The sequence below is a fragment of the Streptomyces sp. NPDC001927 genome, assembly GCF_053594455.1.
The window spans coordinates 1,166,441-1,184,317 of record NZ_JBSFEN010000001.1 but is presented as its reverse complement, the minus strand read 5'-3'; the positions used below and the strand labels follow the sequence as shown (position 1 = coordinate 1,184,317).

Below are 17,877 nucleotides of genomic sequence, written 5' to 3'. Positions count from 1 at the left end.
AGGCTCCCAGTAGACGACTGGGTTGATAGGCCGGATGTGGAAGCCCAGTAATGGGTGGAGCTGACCGGTACTAATAGGCCGAGGGCTTGTCCTCAGTTGCTCGCGTCCACTGTGTTAGTTCTGAAGTAACGACCGTGTTGTCATCCGGTTGATATCTTCATAGTGTTTCGGTGGTCATAGCGTTAGGGAAACGCCCGGTTACATTCCGAACCCGGAAGCTAAGCCTTTCAGCGCCGATGGTACTGCAGGGGGGACCCTGTGGGAGAGTAGGACGCCGCCGAACTCCCGCCCTTTTAGCTCAGTCGGTAGAGCGTCTCCATGGTAAGGAGAAGGTCAACGGTTCGATTCCGTTAAAGGGCTCCATTGAAAACAAAGAAGGCCCCCGCCATCAGGCGGGGGCCTTCTTTGTTTTCAGCTCAAGTAAGTGGTCCCTGCTCCCCCCAAAGGGAGCAGGGACCCGCTCGTCTCTGTCGTCAGATGGCCTTCAGGGGCTCCTGGAGGCGCATGGCCAGGATGGCCATGTCGTCGGAGGCGGGCTCCTGGGCGAAGCGTTCCACGGCGCGGAGAATGCGGGCGGCGACCGCGCCGGCCGTCAGGCCCGTACACGTCTTGAGGACCTCGATCAGGCCGTCGTCGCCGAGCATCCTCGTGCCCTCACGGCGTTCCGTGACGCCGTCCGTGACGCAGAGGAGGACATCGCCCGGTTCCAGGGTGATGGTCTGCTCGTACAGCTCCAGGTCGTCGATGACGCCGAGGAGAGGCTGCGGGTCGGCGGCCGGGACGACCGTGCCGTCCTGGCGCAGGCGCAGTGGCAGCGGGTGGCCGGCGCAGACGACCTTGAGGATGGCGGAGCCGTCCTCCTGGGGCCACATCTCGCCGTACAGGAGCGTCAGGAAGCGGCTGCGGGCGCCCTCGTCGAGGATCGCCGCGTTCAGGCGCTCCAGGACAGCCGGGCCGCCGAAGCCCTCCCTGGCGAGCAGGCGGAGGGCGTGGCGGGCCAGGCCCGTGACGGCGGCGGCTTCCGGGCCCGTACCGCAAACGTCGCCGATGGCGAAGCCGTAGGCGTTGTCGCGGATCGGGAAGAGGTCGTAGAAGTCTCCGCCGACCTCGTTGCCCTCGCCGGCCGCGCGGTAGATGACCTCGACCTCGACGTTGTCGATCTGAGGGAGGCCGGGCGGCAGCAGGCTGCGCTGGAGGGACTGGCTGATCGCCATGCGCTCCGAGTAGAGGCGGGCGTTGTCCAGGGCGAGGGCGGCTCGGCGGGAGAGGTCCTCCGCGAGCTCCAGGATCTCCTGGCGGAAGTGGTCGTCGGAGGGCTTGCCGAGGGTGAGCATGCCGATGACGCGGTTGCGGGCGACCAGGGGCAGGACCACCGTCTCGCCGCCGACCGCGGCGGCCGTGGCCAGCGTGGTGTCGATACCGGCGGACAACGGGCCGCTGCCGTGGCCGAGTTCGCGCATCGAGGTGCTGAGCGCGGCCCGGTGGGCGGCCTCGCCCGGGGCGGACCAGACGCGGGCGCCGGGGGTCGGGACCGGGTCCGGCGGGGCGATGGAGGACAGCAGGGCCTTGAGTCCGTCGATGCGGTCCTCGTCCTCGTGCAGGACGTACGAGAGGTACGGGTCCGAGGCCTGGTCGGCGATCGTGTAGACGGCGCACCAGGTCGCGAGGGTCGGGACGGTCATCTGGGCCATGAGGGCCAGGGTCTGGTCGCGGTCGAGGGTGCCGGCCAGCAGGTCGGAGGCCTCGACGAGGAAGCTGAGGGAGCCGCGGCGGAGCCGTTCGAGCTCGCCGAGGCGGGCCGACTCGACGGCGAGCGCGATGCGGTCGGCGGCGAACTGGAGGCGCAGGGCCTCCTCGTTGGAGTAGCGGTTGGAGCCTTCGGCGGCAACGCCCAGGGAGCCGGTGAGGCGGCCCTCGACCTTGAGCGGCACCGTGACGACGGAACGCATGCCGGTGCCTTCGAGGAGCGGTACGGCGCCGGGGACGGCCGCCAGGTCCTCGTGGACGGCCGGCATCCTGGCGGAGCCGTAGCGGCTGGCGCCGGTCTCCACGGGGACGCGGGCGAAGCGCTGGCGGGCGGAGGGGAGGCCGGTGGTGGCCCGGACCTCCAACTCGGTCTCGTCGTCGGTGGCGAGCAGGAGGAAGGCGGAGTCGCCGTCGAGCATGTCGCGGGCGCGCTCCACCGTGCGCTGCAGGAGGCCGTCGAGGTCGTCGGGGGCCGGGGAGCCGATGAAGACCTCGAAGGGGTCCGTGGCGCGGTTCTCGGCGCCCGGGTCGGAGACCGCGGGGCGCTGTGGGGTCTGGAGGATGGCGCGTTCGTACTCCCGTACCAGCAGGCAGACCGTCGAGGGTTCGCCCGCGGCGTCGCGGACGCGGAGGTGGGAGGCGTAGACCGGGATGATGCGGCCGTCGGCGCAGCGGACGCCGTAGCTGCCCTCCCAGCGGGAGAGGCGCAGGGCCTCGGCGAGGCCGGTGCCGATGCCGGGGGTGTGCGGCCAGGCGGCGAGGTCGCCGAGGGGCTTGCCGGTGACCTGCTCGGCGGCGTACCCGAAGAGTTCCTCGGCGTCCTCGTTCCAGGACGTGATGGCGCCGCCGCGGTCGATCTGGGCGACGGCGACGCGGACGCGGCTGTCGGCGGTGGGGAGGAGGGCGTCGGGGAGGACCGGTCCGGCGGAGCGGGTGCCGATCGGGCGCTCGGGCAGATCGAGCTGGAACCAGACATGTTTCCGGGAGGGCGTGTACTCGACGCCCCAGCGGGTGGCGAGGGCTGCGCACAGGAGCAGACCCCGGCCGTTCTCGCGGTCGGGGTGGGCGAGGGTGCGGCTGCCTTGGACGGGGATCTCGCGTTCGGGGTAGCGGTCGGCGACCTCGACGCGGATGCCGTCCTCGCTGCGCAGGCACAGGACGTCGGCCGCGGTGCCGGCGTGGATGACGGCGTTGGTGACGAGTTCGCTGGTCAGGACGACGGCGTCGTCGACGACCTCGGCGTACCCCCAGCCCTGGAGGGTGTCCCGGACGAAGGCGCGGGCGGTCGCGACGGACCGCCCCACCGGGTCGAAGGTGGCAGCCGCCCGCGCGGTGATCACAGAACTCCTCGTACGCGTCTCGACGCCCGGCTCCGCCATGGTTCGGTCTGCCCCTCCCGCTGCGCCCGGTGGTCGTTTCGCGCCACCCCGCCCCCGCCGGGCGGCCCGGGGCGGTTGGACAGCCGGATGCCAGGTTACTTACCTTCGCTGTCCGAGCGGATGCCGGTCGCAACTGTTTCCGTCCCACGGGGACGGGGACGCTATGCGAAGCTGCCGAACTGTTATCGCCAGGTTCGGCTGCGGTGAAACACTGGGCAGGCTTGTGGTGACGGCCCGGGCAGTACGGTCAACCCCTTCGGGAGGGACACGGTGGAGTCTGGCACGGCGGCGCGGCGCGGTGGTGGTGGCACGACGCGCGCGAAGGGCGGACGGCCCCGGAGCGGTGAGACGGTGCAGGTGGACGCGGCGGCCATGGAGCGGCTGCTGGCCGCCCTGGTGTCGATGCGGGACGGGAACTTCCGTAAACGACTGACCGTGTCCGGCGACGGGATGATGGCGGAGATCTCCGCCGTCTTCAACGAGGTCGCGGACCGGCAGATGCATCTGACCGGCGAGTTGTCGCGGGTCAGGCGCATGGTGGGGCGTGAGGGCAAGCTGTCCGAGCGCCTGGAGGCCGGTCCCAGCGAGGGCGCGTGGCTGGCGGCGATCGAGGCCGCGAACGCGCTGGTCGACGACATGACGCGGCCCGTCTCCGAGGTGGGACGGGTGCTGTCGGCGGTGGCCGAGGGTGACCTGGGGCAGCGGATGGACCTGCGGTCCGAGGGGCCGGAGGGCCGGCCGCTGCGCGGGGAGTTCCTGAAGGTCGCCCGGACGGTGAACAACCTGGTCGACCAGCTGTCGGCGTTCACCGACGAGGTGACGCGGGTCGCGCTCGAGGTCGGTACGGAGGGCATCCTCGGCGGTCAGGCCCAGGTGCGTGGAATGTCCGGTTCGTGGAAGGACCTCACGGACTCGGTCAACACGATGGCGTATCGATTGACCGCGCAGGTACGTGACATCGCTCTCGTCACGACGGCGGTGGCCCGGGGTGATCTGTCCAACAAGGTCACGGTTCATGTGGCCGGCGAGATGCTGGAGCTGAAGAACACCGTCAACACGATGGTGGACCAGCTGTCGTCGTTCTCCGCCGAGGTGACGCGAGTCGCCCGTGAGGTGGGTACCGAGGGCGAGCTGGGCGGTCAGGCGGAGGTCGCCGGGGTCGGCGGTGTGTGGAAGGACCTCACGGACTCCGTCAACACGATGGCGGGAAACCTCACCAATCAGGTGAGGGGCATCGCCGAGGTCACGACGGCGGTCGCCAACGGCGATCTGACCCAGAAGGTCACGGTCAGCGCGCGCGGCGAGGTCGCGCAGCTCGCGGACACGATCAATCAGATGACCGAGACGCTGCGGACGTTCGCCGACGAGGTGACCCGGGTGGCGAGCGAGGTCGGCGCCGAGGGTCTGCTCGGCGGTCAGGCGCAGGTGCCCGGCGCGGCCGGCACGTGGAAGGACCTGACGGACTCGGTCAACACGGTCTTCCGGAACATCACCACGCAGGTGCGGGACATCGCCCAGGTCACGACGGCGGTGGCCAACGGTGACCTGTCGCAGAAGGTCACGGTCGATGTGGCCGGCGAGATGCTGGAGCTGAAGAACACCGTCAACACGATGGTGGACCAGCTGTCCGCGTTCGGTTCGGAGGTGACCCGGGTCGCGCGGGAGGTCGGTGTCGAGGGTCTGCTCGGCGGCCAGGCGCACGTACCGGGCGCGGCGGGGACCTGGAAGGACCTGACCGACTCGGTGAACAACGCGTTCCGCAACCTGACGGGTCAGGTGCGGGACATCGCGCAGGTCACGACGGCGGTCGCCAATGGTGACCTGTCGCAGAAGGTCACGGTCGACGTGGCCGGCGAGATGCTGGAGCTGAAGAACACCGTCAACACGATGGTGTCGCAGCTGTCGAACTTCGCCGACCAGGTGACGCGGATGGCGCGGGACGTGGGCACGGAGGGCCGCCTCGGCGGTCAGGCGCGGGTCGACGGTGTCTCCGGTACGTGGAAGGAGCTCACCGACTCCGTCAACTTCATGGCCGGCAACCTGACGTCGCAGGTGCGGCAGATCGCGCAGGTCACGACGGCGGTGGCGCGGGGTGACCTGTCGCAGAAGATCGACGTGGACGCGCGCGGCGAGATCCTGGAGCTGAAGAACACCATCAACACGATGGTCGACCAGCTGTCCGCGTTCGCGGATCAGGTGACCCGGGTGGCCCGCGAGGTGGGCACGGACGGGCGGCTCGGCGGTCAGGCGCAGGTGCCCGGTGTGGCCGGTGTGTGGCGGGATCTGACGGACTCGGTGAACGGCATGGCCGGGAACCTCACCGCCCAGGTCCGCAACATCGCGGGCGTCGCCACGGCGGTGGCGCGTGGTGACCTGTCGCAGAAGATCGACGTGGACGCGCGCGGCGAGATCCTGGAGCTGAAGAACACCCTCAACACCATGGTCGACCAGCTCTCCAGCTTCGCGGAGCAGGTGACGCGGGTGGCCCGTGAGGTGGGTACGGAGGGCATCCTGGGCGGTCAGGCCGAGGTGCAGGGGGTCTCCGGCACCTGGAAGGACCTCACCCAGTCGGTGAACTTCATGGCCAACAACCTGACCTCTCAGGTGCGGAACATCGCCGAGGTCACCACGGCGGTCGCCAAGGGCGACCTGTCGAAGAAGATCACCGTCGACGCCAAGGGCGAGATCCTGGAGCTGGTGACGACCGTCAACACGATGGTCGACCAGCTGTCCAACTTCGCGGACGAGGTGACGCGAGTCGCCCGCGAGGTGGGTACGGAGGGCATCCTCGGCGGTCAGGCGCGGGTGCGCGGGGTCACCGGCATCTGGAAGGACCTGAGCGACAACGTCAACCTGATGGCCAACAACCTGACGAGTCAGGTGCGGAACATCTCCCGGGTCTCCTCGGCGGTCGCCAACGGCGACCTGACGAAGAAGGTGACGGTCGAGGCGCGCGGCGAGGTCGCCGAGCTGGCGGACACGGTCAACACGATGGTGACGACCCTGTCCTCGTTCGCGGACGAGGTGACGCGAGTCGCCCGTGAGGTGGGTACGGAAGGCGAACTGGGCGGCCAGGCAACGGTTCCGGGTGTCTCGGGCACCTGGAAGGACCTCACCGAGTCGGTGAACTCGATGGCCTCGAACCTGACGGGCCAGGTGCGCCAGATCGCCGCCGTCACGACCGCCATCGCCAAGGGCGACCTGACCAAGAAGATCGACATCGACGCGCGCGGTGAGATCCAGGAGCTGAAGAACACCATCAACACGATGGTCGACCAGCTGTCCTCCTTCGCCGAAGAGGTCACGCGCGTGGCCCGCGAGGTGGGTACGGAGGGCATCCTGGGCGGCCAGGCGCGCGTCCGGGACGTCGACGGCACGTGGCGCGACCTGACCGAGTCCGTGAACGAGATGGCCGGGAACCTGACGCGGCAGGTGCGCGCGATCGCGGCCGTCGCCACGGCGGTGACCCGGGGCGATCTGAACCTGAAGATCGACGGCGTGGACGCGGCGGGCGAGATCCAGGCGCTCCAGGACAACATCAACACGATGATCGCGAACCTGCGCGACACCACCCTCGCCAACGAGGAGCAGGACTGGCTGAAGGGCAACCTGGCCCGGATCTCCGGCCTGATGCAGGGCCGGCGCGACCTGGACGACGTCGCCTCGCTCATCATGAGCGAGCTGACCCCGGTCGTCTCCGCCCAGCACGGCGCCTTCTTCGTGGCGATGCCGACCGTCTCCGCGAGCGCCGAACTCGGCCGCCAGGGGGAGAACGCGTACGAGCTGCGGATGCGCGGCAGTTACGGCTATTCGGCCGGTTCGATGCCGACCTCGTTCCGGCCCGGTGAGACGCTCATCGGGACGGCGGCCGAGGAGAAGCGGACGATCCAGGTCAATGTGCCGCCGGGCTATCTGAAGATCTCCTCCGGGCTCGGCGAGGCCGCCCCGGCGCATGTGATCGTCCTTCCCGTCCTCTTCGAGGGGAAGGTGCTCGGTGTCATCGAGCTGGCCTCCTTCCAGCCGTTCACGCAGATCCAGCGGGACTTCCTCAACCAGCTCGCCGAGCTGATCGCCACCACGGTCAACACCATCAGCGTCAACACCAAGACCGAGGTGCTGCTCAAGCAGTCCCAGGAGCTGACCGAGCAGCTGCGCGAGCGTTCGGCGGAGCTGGAGCACCGGCAGAAGGAGCTCCAGGGCTCCAACCTGGAGCTGGAGGAGAAGGCCGAACTGCTCGCCCGGCAGAACCGGGACATCGAGGTGAAGAACACCGAGATCGAGGAGGCCCGGCAGGTCCTGGAGGAGCGGGCCGAACAGCTCGCGGTCTCCATGCGGTACAAGTCCGAGTTCCTGGCCAACATGTCGCACGAGCTGCGGACCCCGCTCAACTCGCTGCTGATCCTGGCGAAGCTGCTCGCCGACAACGCGGACCACAACCTGTCGCCCAAGCAGGTCGAGTTCGCCGAGACCATCCACGGCGCCGGCTCCGATCTGCTCCAGCTGATCAACGACATCCTCGACCTGTCCAAGGTCGAGGCGGGCAAGATGGACGTCTCGCCGACCCGTATCGCGCTCGTCCAGCTCGTCGACTACGTGGAGGCCACTTTCCGGCCGCTGACCGCCGAGAAGGGGCTCGACTTCTCGGTCCGGGTCTCGCCCGAGCTGCCCGCCACGCTCCACACCGACGAGCAGCGCCTGCTCCAGGTGCTGCGCAACCTGCTGTCCAACGCGGTGAAGTTCACCGACTCGGGCGCCGTGGAGCTGGTCATCCGGCCGGCCGGGACGGACGTACCGCAGTCGATCCGGGAGCAGCTCCTGGAGTCCGGTTCGCTGCGCGACCCGGAGGCCGATCTGATCGCGTTCTCGGTGACGGACACCGGCATCGGGATCGCCGCGGGCAAGATGCGGGTGATCTTCGAGGCGTTCAAGCAGGCGGACGGCACGACCAGCCGCAAGTACGGCGGTACGGGCCTGGGTCTGTCGATCTCCCGGGAGATCGCGCGGCTGCTCGGCGGCGAGATCTACGCGGCGAGCGAGCCGGGCCGCGGCTCCACGTTCACGCTCTACCTGCCGCTGAGCCCCAGCGAGCTGCCGCCGCACGGCTACGGGCCGGGGGAGCAGGGGACGGTGGACCCGCGCACGGGTCTGGAGGACGGCTCGATCGACGAGATCCTGCCGCCGTTCCCGCCGACGCCGATGGCGGCCGATCTGCGCTCCGGCGCGGGGGCGCTGTTCCGGCACCGGCGCAAGGCGGTGCAGCAGTCCGCGTACGACGAGCGGCAGCCGGCGCTGCCGGGCCAGCCGGCCCGGGGCGGGCAGGGCGAGCAGGGGGCCGACGAGGACCGGGTGGAGGCCGAGCCGCGCCGTACGTTCCTGTTCGGCGGCGAGAAGGTGCTGATCGTGGACGACGACATCCGCAACGTCTTCGCGCTCACCAGCGTCCTGGAGCAGCACGGACTCGCGGTCCTGTACGCGGAGAACGGGCGGGAGGGCATCGAAGTCCTGGAGCAGCACGACGATGTGACGGTCGTTCTGATGGACATCATGATGCCCGAGATGGACGGATACGCGACGACGACCGCGATCCGCCGGATGCCGCAGTTCGCCGGGCTGCCGATCATCGCGCTCACCGCGAAGGCGATGAAGGGCGACCGGGAGAAGGCGATCGAGTCGGGCGCCTCCGACTACGTCACCAAGCCGGTCGACCCCGATCACCTGCTGTCGGTGATGGAGGAGTGGATGCGCGGAAACGGAAGCGAGGGTTGTTGACGCACTGTCGCCGCGGGCGTGTGAGAGGGCGGGATCCGGGGAACCTTCTGGTCTCTCACCACGTTTCTGCTACGTGCACAGTGACATCGTGGTGACAGGGTGTGGCGACAGGCGGGGTGCGGCTACCATGACCGGCACAAGGACGGACGGCGCATGGGAGTCGTCTTCTGGGGCGGCGCCCGGTGCTTCCCTCGGCTCGGCGAGTCGGGGAGAGCCGATGCCGGGGCGAGGAGGACGGGGCATGGTGCAGAAGGCCAAGATCCTCCTGGTCGATGACCGGCCGGAGAATCTGCTGGCGCTGGAGGCCATTCTCTCCGCGCTCGATCAGACGCTGGTGCGGGCATCGTCCGGGGAGGAAGCGCTCAAGGCGCTGCTGACCGATGACTTCGCGGTCATTCTGCTGGATGTCCAGATGCCAGGAATGGACGGATTCGAGACCGCCGCGCACATCAAGCGGCGTGAGCGGACCCGGGACATCCCGATCATCTTCCTCACCGCGATCAACCACGGACCGCACCACACCTTCCGCGGATACGCGGCGGGCGCGGTGGACTACATCTCCAAGCCGTTCGACCCGTGGGTGCTGCGCGCCAAGGTCTCGGTCTTCGTCGAGCTGTACATGAAGAACTGCCAGCTGCGCGAGCAGGCCGCGCTGCTCCGGCTCCAACTGGAAGGCGGCGGCTCCGGCGGCCACGCCAAGGAGTCCGCAGGGCTGCTCGCCGAGCTCTCCGCCCGCCTCGCGGCGGTCGAGGAGCAGGCCGAGGCGCTGTCCAAGCAGCTCGACGACGACTCGGCCGACGCCGCCGCCGTCGCGACCGCCGCGCATCTGGAGCGCAAGCTCACGGGGTTGCGGCGGGCCCTGGACGCCCTGGAGCCCGGTGCGGGCGGACCGCCCGTGCTGCCCTCGCAGAGCTGACGTGGCGTCAAGGTGTGACCGCCCGCGGTGAGCGGGCGTCAGTTTCACGCCCTGGTACGGACGACACGAACGGGTGAGCCCGGATGGCACGTGTCCCGCGCGGCTCACACCGGTAACCTCAGCATCATGGCCTCACGTACGTCCGGCAAGGGTTCCCAGGGCGCGGCGGGCACCGCGAAGCCGCGCGCCGGCCGTACGAGCGGCGGCGCCGCGAAGAAAGCGGCGCCCGCCAAGCCGCCCGCGAAGAAGACCGCGGCGAAGAAAGCCGCGCCCGCGAAGCGCGCGCCCGCCAAGAAGGCCGCCGCGAAGAAGCCGGCGCCCAAGCCCGCGCCCTCACCGACCGGTGGCGTGTACCGGCTGGCGCGCGGGCTCTGGCTCGGCCTCGCGCACGGCGTGGGCGCGCTGTTCCGGGGGATAGGGCGCGGAGCGAAGGGCCTCGACCCCGCGCACCGCAAGGACGGCCTGGCACTGCTGCTGCTCGGCGTCGCCCTGGTCGTCGCCGCCGGCACCTGGTCCAACCTCCGCGGCCCGGTCGGCGACCTCGTCGAGATGCTCGTCACCGGCGCGTTCGGCCGGCTCGACCTGCTCGTGCCGCTGCTGGTCGGCGCGATCGGCGTGCGGCTGATCCTCTACCCGGAGAAGCCGGAGGCCAACGGGCGGATCGTCATCGGCCTGTCCGCGCTCGTCATCGGGGTGCTCGGACAGGTCCACATCGCCTGCGGCTCGCCCGGCCGGGGCGAGGGCACGGAGGCCATGCAGGACGCCGGCGGGCTCATCGGCTGGGCCGCGTCCAAGCCGCTGATCTTCATGACGGGCGAGGTCCTCGCCGTACCGCTGCTCGTGCTGCTCACGATCTTCGGCCTGCTCGTCGTCACCGCCACGCCCGTCAACGCCATCCCGCAGCGGCTGCGCGCCCTCGGCGCCCGGCTCGGTCTGGTCGAGCCGGCGTACGACCCCGAGGCCGACGCGGAGGCGTACGAGGACGACTGGCGCGGGACCGGCCCGCAGCCCGCCTCGCGCGCCCGGCGCACGCCCTCCGGCTCCCCGGAGGTGTACGACGTCGACCAGGCCGAGGAGGAGGCGCTCACCCGGCGCAGGCGGCCGCGCAGGCCCTCGGTGCAGCCCGCGTTCGACCGGCCCATGGACGCCGTGGACGTGGCCGCCGCGGCGGCCGCCGCCCTCGACGGGGCCGTGCTCAACGGCATGCCGCCCTCGCCGCTGGTCGCCGGCCTCACCCGCGACGTCACCGCCGAGCGCGCGGCGGCCGTCGCCGCGGCCGCCGCCGAGGCCGCCCGGGCGGACGAGGCCGAGGCTCCGTCCGCCGCGCCGGTCCCGGGCGCCCGCGCCGAGAAGGCCGGGCGGCTGCCCGGAGCCGTACCGGACCTCACCAAGCCCGCGCCCGAGCACTCCGAGCTGCCGCCGCGCGCGGAGCAGCTCCAGCTGTCCGGGGACATCACGTACGCGCTGCCCTCGCTCGACCTCCTGGAGCGCGGCGGGCCCGGCAAGACGCGCAGCGCGGCGAACGACGCCGTGGTGGAGTCGCTCTCCAACGTCTTCAGCGAGTTCAAGGTCGACGCGGCCGTCACCGGCTTCACGCGCGGGCCGACGGTCACGCGGTACGAGGTCGAGCTCGGCCCGGCCGTGAAGGTCGAGAAGATCACGGCCCTGACCAAGAACATCGCGTACGCCGTGGCCTCCCCGGACGTACGGATCATCTCGCCGATCCCCGGCAAGTCCGCGGTCGGCATCGAGATCCCGAACTCCGACCGGGAGATGGTCAACCTCGGCGACGTGCTGCGGCTCGCTGCGGCGGCCGAGGACGACCATCCGATGCTGGTCGCGCTCGGCAAGAACGTCGAGGGCGGCTACGAGATGGCCAACCTGGCGAAGATGCCGCACGTCCTGGTCGCCGGTGCCACCGGCTCCGGAAAGTCCTCGTGCATCAACTGCCTGATCACGTCGATCATGATAAGAGCGACCCCGGAGGACGTCCGGATGGTGCTCGTCGACCCCAAGCGGGTCGAGCTCACCGCGTACGAGGGCATCCCGCACCTGATCACGCCGATCATCACCAACCCCAAGCGGGCCGCCGAGGCGCTGCAGTGGGTGGTGCGCGAGATGGACCTGCGCTACGACGACCTGGCCGCGTTCGGCTTCCGGCACATCGACGACTTCAACGAGGCCATCCGCAACGGCAAGGTCAAGCTGCCCGAGGGCAGCGAGCGCGAGCTGAAGCCGTATCCGTACCTGCTGGTGATCGTGGACGAGCTGGCCGACCTGATGATGGTCGCGCCCCGGGACGTCGAGGACGCCATCGTCCGCATCACCCAGTTGGCCCGCGCGGCCGGCATCCATCTGGTGCTCGCCACGCAGCGGCCTTCGGTGGACGTCGTGACCGGTCTGATCAAGGCGAACGTGCCCTCGCGGCTCGCGTTCGCGACCTCCTCGCTCGCCGACAGCCGGGTCATCCTCGACCAGCCCGGAGCCGAGAAGCTCATCGGAAAGGGTGACGGACTTTTCCTGCCGATGGGCGCGAACAAGCCCGTCCGCATGCAGGGCGCCTTCGTCACGGAGGCCGAGGTCGCGGCCGTCGTCCAGCACTGCAAGGACCAGATGGCGCCGGTCTTCCGGGACGACGTCACCGTGGGCACCAGGCAGAAGAAGGAGATCGACGAGGAGATCGGCGACGACCTGGACCTGCTCTGCCAGGCCGCCGAGCTGGTCGTCGCCACGCAGTTCGGCTCCACCTCGATGCTCCAGCGCAAGCTGCGGGTCGGCTTCGCCAAGGCCGGACGGCTGATGGACCTCATGGAGTCGCGGAACATCGTCGGCCCGAGCGAGGGGTCCAAGGCGCGGGACGTGCTCGTCAAGCCGGACGAGCTGGACGGGGTGCTCGCCGTCATCCGGGGGGAGAGTACGGAGTAGGTCCCGTGCCCCGGGCGGTGGCCCTGGCCATAACGAGACCTGGCCGAGACTCACTCGTAAGGGAACTTGGGCAACCGTTTCCCTTGGGCGTACGTCAAGTTGGAGGGAGGGACAGCATGATGTCCCAGCCTCATGGCGTACAAACAGCGTATGCCCGGTTGCCCCACCCTTTCGTACCACCCATAGACTGAGCATCCAGCAGGTGGTTACACGCTCGAAAGGCGCTCTCGTGTCCATCGGCAACTCCCCCGAATCCCCCGAAGACGACCGGAACTTTCCGGCAGACGACCGGGATTCGATCGGTCGCGCCCTCCAGCAGGGCCGGATCGCCGCCGGTCTCACCGTCGACGAGGTCAGTGCTTCCACGCGGGTCCGCATCCCGATCGTGCACGCGATCGAGGAGGACGACTTCTCCCGCTGTGGCGGAGACGTCTACGCCCGCGGGCACATCCGCACGCTCGCCCGCGCCGTCGGACTCGATCCCGCGCCACTGATCGAGCAGTACGACGCCGACCACGGCGGACGGCCCGCGCCCACCCCCGCGGCGCCGCTGTTCGAGGCGGAACGCATCCGCCCCGAGCCGCGCCGCCCCAACTGGACCGCGGCGATGGTCGCCGCGATCGTCGCCGTCGTCGGTTTCGTCGGCTTCACGATGTTCAACGGGACCGATACGACGGACGGCGCGGGTGCCGTCGCCGAGGGCCCGGCTCCGGAGAAGAAGACCACCACTCCGACCACGAAGCCGACCACCGCCCCGCCGCGCCCGGTGCCGAGCGCCATCGCGGCGGTCCCGAAGGACAAGGTCACGGTCAAGCTGACCGCCACCAACGACAAGAGCTGGATCTCGGCCAAGGCGAGCAACGGCAAGCTGCTCTTCGACGGGCTCCTGCTCGAGGGCGAGTCCAAGACCTTCCAGGACGACGAGCGGGTCGACCTGATCCTCGGCAACGCCGGTGCGATCGAGCTCTTCGTGAACGGCAAGAAGATCGAAGAGAAGTTCGAATCCGGTGCCGTCGAGCGGCTCTCCTACGCCAAGGGCGACCCCGAGGCCGGATGATCCCGCCGGCGACCGTCGCGCAGGTGAACCCTGCGCGGCGGGGGTACGGCCGGGACGAAGTAGTCTTGAGTCCATGCCCGAACGCCGTACCGTCGCCCTTGTCACTCTTGGCTGCGCCCGTAACGAGGTGGACTCGGAGGAGCTCGCAGGCCGCTTGGCAGCGGACGGCTGGGAGCTCGTCGAGAACGCCGGGGAAGCCGATGTCGCCGTCGTCAACACCTGTGGATTCGTCGAGGCCGCCAAGAAGGACTCCGTCGACGCCCTCCTCGAAGCCAATGATCTGAAGGATCACGGCAAGACCCAGGCCGTCGTCGCGGTCGGCTGCATGGCCGAGCGGTACGGCAAGGAACTCGCCGACGCCCTCCCCGAAGCCGACGGTGTGCTCGGCTTCGACGACTACGCCGACATCTCCAACCGGCTCCAGACCATCCTCAGCGGCGGCAGCGTGGAGGCCCACACCCCGCGCGACCGCCGCAAGCTGCTGCCGCTGTCCCCCGTGGAGCGCCAGGAGGCCGCTGCCGCGGTGGCCCTGCCGGGTCATGGAGACGCCGCTGTCGAGGCGCCCGAGAACGTGCCGGCGGACCTGCCCGAGGGGATCGCGCCGGCCTCCGGGCCGCGTGCCCCGCTCCGCCGCCGCCTGGACCGCAGCCCCGTCGCCTCGGTGAAGCTCGCCTCCGGCTGCGACCGCCGGTGCTCGTTCTGCGCCATCCCGTCCTTCCGCGGCTCCTTCGTCTCGCGGCGGCCCTCCGACGTCCTCAACGAGACGCGCTGGCTCGCCGAGCAGGGTGTGAAGGAGGTCATGCTGGTCTCCGAGAACAACACCTCGTACGGCAAGGACCTCGGCGACATCCGCCTCCTGGAGAGCCTGCTGCCCGAGCTCGCGGCCGTCGACGGCATCGAGCGGGTCCGGGTCAGCTACCTCCAGCCCGCCGAGATGCGGCCCGGTCTGATCGACGTCCTCACGTCGACCGAGAAGGTCGCCCCGTACTTCGACCTGTCCTTCCAGCACAGCGCCCCCGACGTGCTGCGGGCCATGCGCCGCTTCGGCGACACCGACCGCTTCCTGGAGCTCCTGGAGACCATCCGCGGCAAGGCCCCGCTGGCCGGTGCCCGCTCCAACTTCATCGTCGGCTTCCCCGGCGAGACGGAGGCGGACTTCGCCGAGCTGGAACGCTTCGTCACCCACGCGCGGCTCGACGCCATCGGCGTCTTCGGCTACTCCGACGAGGACGGCACCGAAGCCGCCACGTACGAGCACAAGCTCGACCAGGAGGTCGTCGACGAGCGGCTCGCCCACCTCTCCCGGCTCGCCGAGGAGCTCACCGCCCAGCGTGCGGAGGAGCGGATCGGAGAGACCCTGGAAGTACTGGTGGAATCGGTCGACGACGAGGACGGCGTGATCGGCCGCGCGGCGCACCAGGCGCCGGAGACGGACGGCCAGGTCGTCATCACCGCGGACTCCGCCGCGAGCCGGGAGCTGACTCCTGGCCGTATCGTCGAGGCGAAGGTCGTGGCGACGGAAGGCGTCGACCTGGTGGCCGAGTGTCTTTTCGAGGAGGCGGGCAGATGACCGGAGTCCCGGCATCCGCGACGGGCGGGACCGGTAGGCCCGCGCCCGGCGGCAAGCTGGGCTCCGCGGCGGTCGATCAGGCCGGCCTGTGGAACATCGCCAACATCCTCACCATGATCCGGCTGGTGCTCGTGCCCGCCTTCGTGGTGCTGCTGCTCCAGGACGGCGGTCATGACCCCGTCTGGCGCGCCTGGGCCTGGGCCGCGTTCGCCGTCGCCATGATCACGGACGTCTTCGACGGCCATCTGGCGCGGACGTACAACCTGGTCACGGACTTCGGCAAGATCGCCGACCCGATCGCCGACAAGGCGATCATGGCGGCCGGGCTGATCTGCCTGTCGTCGCTCGGCGACCTGCCGTGGTGGGTGACGATCGTGATCCTCGCGCGAGAGCTCGGGATCACGCTGATGCGGTTCTGGGTGATCCGGCACGGGGTGATTCCGGCCAGTCGCGGCGGCAAGATGAAGACCTTGGCGCAGGGCACGGCGGTCGGGATGTACGTGCTGGTGCTGACCGGTCCACTCGCCACCTTGCGCTTCTGGGTGATGGCGGTGGCCGTCGTGCTGACGGTCGTCACCGGTCTGGATTACGTCCGGCAGGCGATCGTCCTGAGGCGCCGGGGGCTCGCCGAGGAGCGGACGGCGGGTGCTGCCGGTGGTTCGGCTGGTGCTGGTGCTGCCGGCGCTTCGCGTGCTGCTGGTGCTTCGGGCGCTTCGGGTGGTTCCGGTGAGGCTTCCGAGGGTGCGCCGCAGCCCGTGCCGGGGCCGGCGAGCGGTCCTGAGGACTCCGGGGCGCCGACGAGTGACGCCTCCACGGCGGGGCCCGCTGCGGGGCCGGCGCGATGAACCGGGCCGCCCGCGTGCTGGAGCTGCTTGCGGAGCGTGGTCAGAGCCTCGCCGCGGCGGAGTCCCTCACGGGCGGTCTGGTGGCCGCGGAGCTCACTTCGGTGCCCGGGGCATCAAAAGTCTTCCGCGGGTCCGTCACGGCGTACGCCACGGCCCTGAAGCGGGATCTCCTGGGTGTCGACGAGTTCCTGCTCGGTGAGCACGGCGCGGTGAACCCCGACGTCGCGGTGCAGATGGCGGTGGGTGCGCGGGTCCGGCTCGGCGCCGACTGGGGCGTCGCGACGACCGGTGTCGCCGGGCCCGATCCGCAGGACGGCCAGGCCGTCGGCACGGTCTACGTGGCGGTGGCGGGGCCCGTCGGCGCCGGGAAAGTGGTCGCATTGCGGTTGAACGGCGACCGTGCGGAAATCCGTAGAGAGAGCGTACGGAGCGTGCTGGAACTGCTCGGCGACGAACTCTCGGGAAATGGGCGGGCACAGGATACGGAACAGAACGGGGGGAATTGATGTTTGCAGCCCTGAGTGAACACGACATCGCTCCCCGCACGGCCGCAGCGCGAGGCGGTACGGTGGGGCGTGAAGGATGCGGCTACGCGGTCCGAGGAGGGAGCCACCGATGATTCTGCTCCGTCGCCTGTTGGGTGACGTGCTGCGTCGGCAGCGCCAGCGCCAGGGCCGTACTCTGCGCGAAGTCTCCTCGTCCGCCCGAGTTTCGCTCGGCTATCTCTCCGAGGTGGAGCGGGGGCAGAAGGAGGCTTCCTCCGAGCTGCTCTCCGCGATCTGCGACGCGCTTGACGTACGGATGTCCGAGCTCATGCGTGAAGTGAGCGACGAGCTGTCGCTGGCCGAACTGGCCGAGTCGGCAGCGGCGAGCGAACCGGTGCCGGCGCCGGTACGCCCGATGCTCAATTCGGTGTCGGTGACGTCGGTGGCAGGTGTGCCCACCGAGCGGGTGACCATCAAGGCGCCCGCGGAAGCGGTGGACGTCGTCGCTGCCTGAACCGAAGTGGGCGAAGCCCCGGTCGGTGTCCCGTGCGGACATCGACTGGGGCTTTCGTCGTTTCCGGGTTGAGTTCGGTTGAACTCGGTTGAACTCCGTTGAACTCGGTTGTGCGGTTACGGATTGTTCCGAGATGCCCCGTTTTAGTGCTTCGTGCATCGTGGGGAGAACGTACGACTGGTTGGAGATTCCGTATGTCTGTCGTCAAGAGCCCCCTGTCCGACGCCGACCTGAAGACGGTCGGCTCCGCTCTGCAGGGAGCGCTGGTCGACCTCGTCGATCTGGCCCTGGTCGCAAAGCAGGTGCACTGGAACGTGGTGGGACCCCGGTTCCGCTCGATCCATCTGCAGCTCGACGAGGTCGTGCTCACCGCCCGTCAGCACTCCGATGTCGTCGCCGAGCGCGCCTCGGCGATCGGCGTGAACCCGGACGGGCGATCCGCGACGGTTGCCTCGACGAGTGCGGTGGGGGCGGTCGCGGTGGCGAACGGCTGGATCAAGGACAAGGACGCGGTCGCGATCCTCGTCCAGGCGCTCGACGCGGTGATCGTGGGGATGCGGGAGCGCATCCAGGAGACCGGCGATCCCGACCCGGTCAGCCAGGACGTACTGATCGGTCTGACGGCCGATCTCGAGAAGCATGCCTGGATGTTCCAGGCCGAGAGCGCCTAG

At 69.8% G+C, this 17,877-nt stretch carries 10 protein-coding genes, 1 tRNA gene and 2 rRNA genes; 12 read left to right on the top strand and 1 reads right to left on the bottom strand.

Annotated features, from left to right (window positions below):
• From ACWCO8_RS04605 to ACWCO8_RS04595, 3 genes are all read left to right on the top strand, one after another.
• Nucleotides 1-94: ribosomal RNA gene (locus ACWCO8_RS04605) — 23S ribosomal RNA — on the top strand; the annotation flags it as partial.
• A 72-nt stretch (nucleotides 95-166) separates the two neighbouring features.
• A 5S ribosomal RNA gene (gene rrf, locus ACWCO8_RS04600) occupies nucleotides 167-283 on the top strand.
• Between the two features lie 4 nt (nucleotides 284-287).
• Nucleotides 288-363, top strand: a tRNA-Thr gene (locus ACWCO8_RS04595).
• Between the two features lie 110 nt (nucleotides 364-473).
• Here the strand turns inward: ACWCO8_RS04595 and ACWCO8_RS04590 are convergent.
• Entirely contained in the window at nucleotides 474-3,125 is a 2,652-nt protein-coding gene (locus ACWCO8_RS04590; protein WP_451030865.1) for a SpoIIE family protein phosphatase, read from the bottom strand.
• A 270-nt stretch (nucleotides 3,126-3,395) separates the two neighbouring features.
• Here ACWCO8_RS04590 and ACWCO8_RS04585 point away from each other — a divergent pair, with 270 nt between their 5' ends.
• From ACWCO8_RS04585 to ACWCO8_RS04545, 9 genes are all read left to right on the top strand, one after another.
• Nucleotides 3,396-8,894: a HAMP domain-containing protein gene (locus ACWCO8_RS04585; protein WP_362012031.1), complete on the top strand. Its 5,499-nt coding sequence runs from the start codon at nucleotides 3,396-3,398 to the stop codon at nucleotides 8,892-8,894.
• Nucleotides 8,895-9,135: 241 nt separating this feature from the next.
• Nucleotides 9,136-9,810: a response regulator gene (locus tag ACWCO8_RS04580; protein WP_315893446.1), complete on the top strand. Its 675-nt coding sequence runs from the start codon at nucleotides 9,136-9,138 to the stop codon at nucleotides 9,808-9,810.
• Nucleotides 9,811-9,936: 126 nt separating this feature from the next.
• Nucleotides 9,937-12,735 (top strand): DNA translocase FtsK, encoded by a 2,799-nt coding sequence (locus ACWCO8_RS04575; protein ID WP_451030864.1) that lies wholly within the window; start codon nucleotides 9,937-9,939, stop codon nucleotides 12,733-12,735.
• Between the two features lie 229 nt (nucleotides 12,736-12,964).
• Nucleotides 12,965-13,792, top strand: coding sequence for a helix-turn-helix domain-containing protein (locus tag ACWCO8_RS04570; RefSeq protein ID WP_451030863.1), 828 nt, complete (start codon nucleotides 12,965-12,967; stop codon nucleotides 13,790-13,792).
• A gap of 73 nt (nucleotides 13,793-13,865) precedes the next feature.
• A complete protein-coding gene (gene rimO, locus ACWCO8_RS04565) occupies nucleotides 13,866-15,362 on the top strand; it encodes a 30S ribosomal protein S12 methylthiotransferase RimO (protein WP_451030862.1) in 1,497 nt (498 codons plus the stop codon).
• Complete coding sequence (pgsA, locus tag ACWCO8_RS04560) at nucleotides 15,359-16,207, top strand: CDP-diacylglycerol--glycerol-3-phosphate 3-phosphatidyltransferase (RefSeq protein ID WP_451030861.1); 849 nt, start codon at nucleotides 15,359-15,361, stop codon at nucleotides 16,205-16,207. Before rimO ends, pgsA begins: the two co-directional genes overlap by 4 nt.
• Nucleotides 16,204-16,713: a CinA family protein gene (locus tag ACWCO8_RS04555; RefSeq protein ID WP_451030860.1), complete on the top strand. Its 510-nt coding sequence runs from the start codon at nucleotides 16,204-16,206 to the stop codon at nucleotides 16,711-16,713. The genes pgsA and ACWCO8_RS04555 overlap by 4 nt, the downstream gene beginning before the upstream one ends.
• 109 nt (nucleotides 16,714-16,822) lie before the next feature.
• On the top strand, nucleotides 16,823-17,206 hold the full coding sequence (locus tag ACWCO8_RS04550) for a helix-turn-helix domain-containing protein (protein WP_019889909.1): 384 nt from the start codon (nucleotides 16,823-16,825) through the stop codon (nucleotides 17,204-17,206).
• A 194-nt stretch (nucleotides 17,207-17,400) separates the two neighbouring features.
• Nucleotides 17,401-17,877: a Dps family protein gene (locus ACWCO8_RS04545; RefSeq protein WP_451030859.1), complete on the top strand. Its 477-nt coding sequence runs from the start codon at nucleotides 17,401-17,403 to the stop codon at nucleotides 17,875-17,877.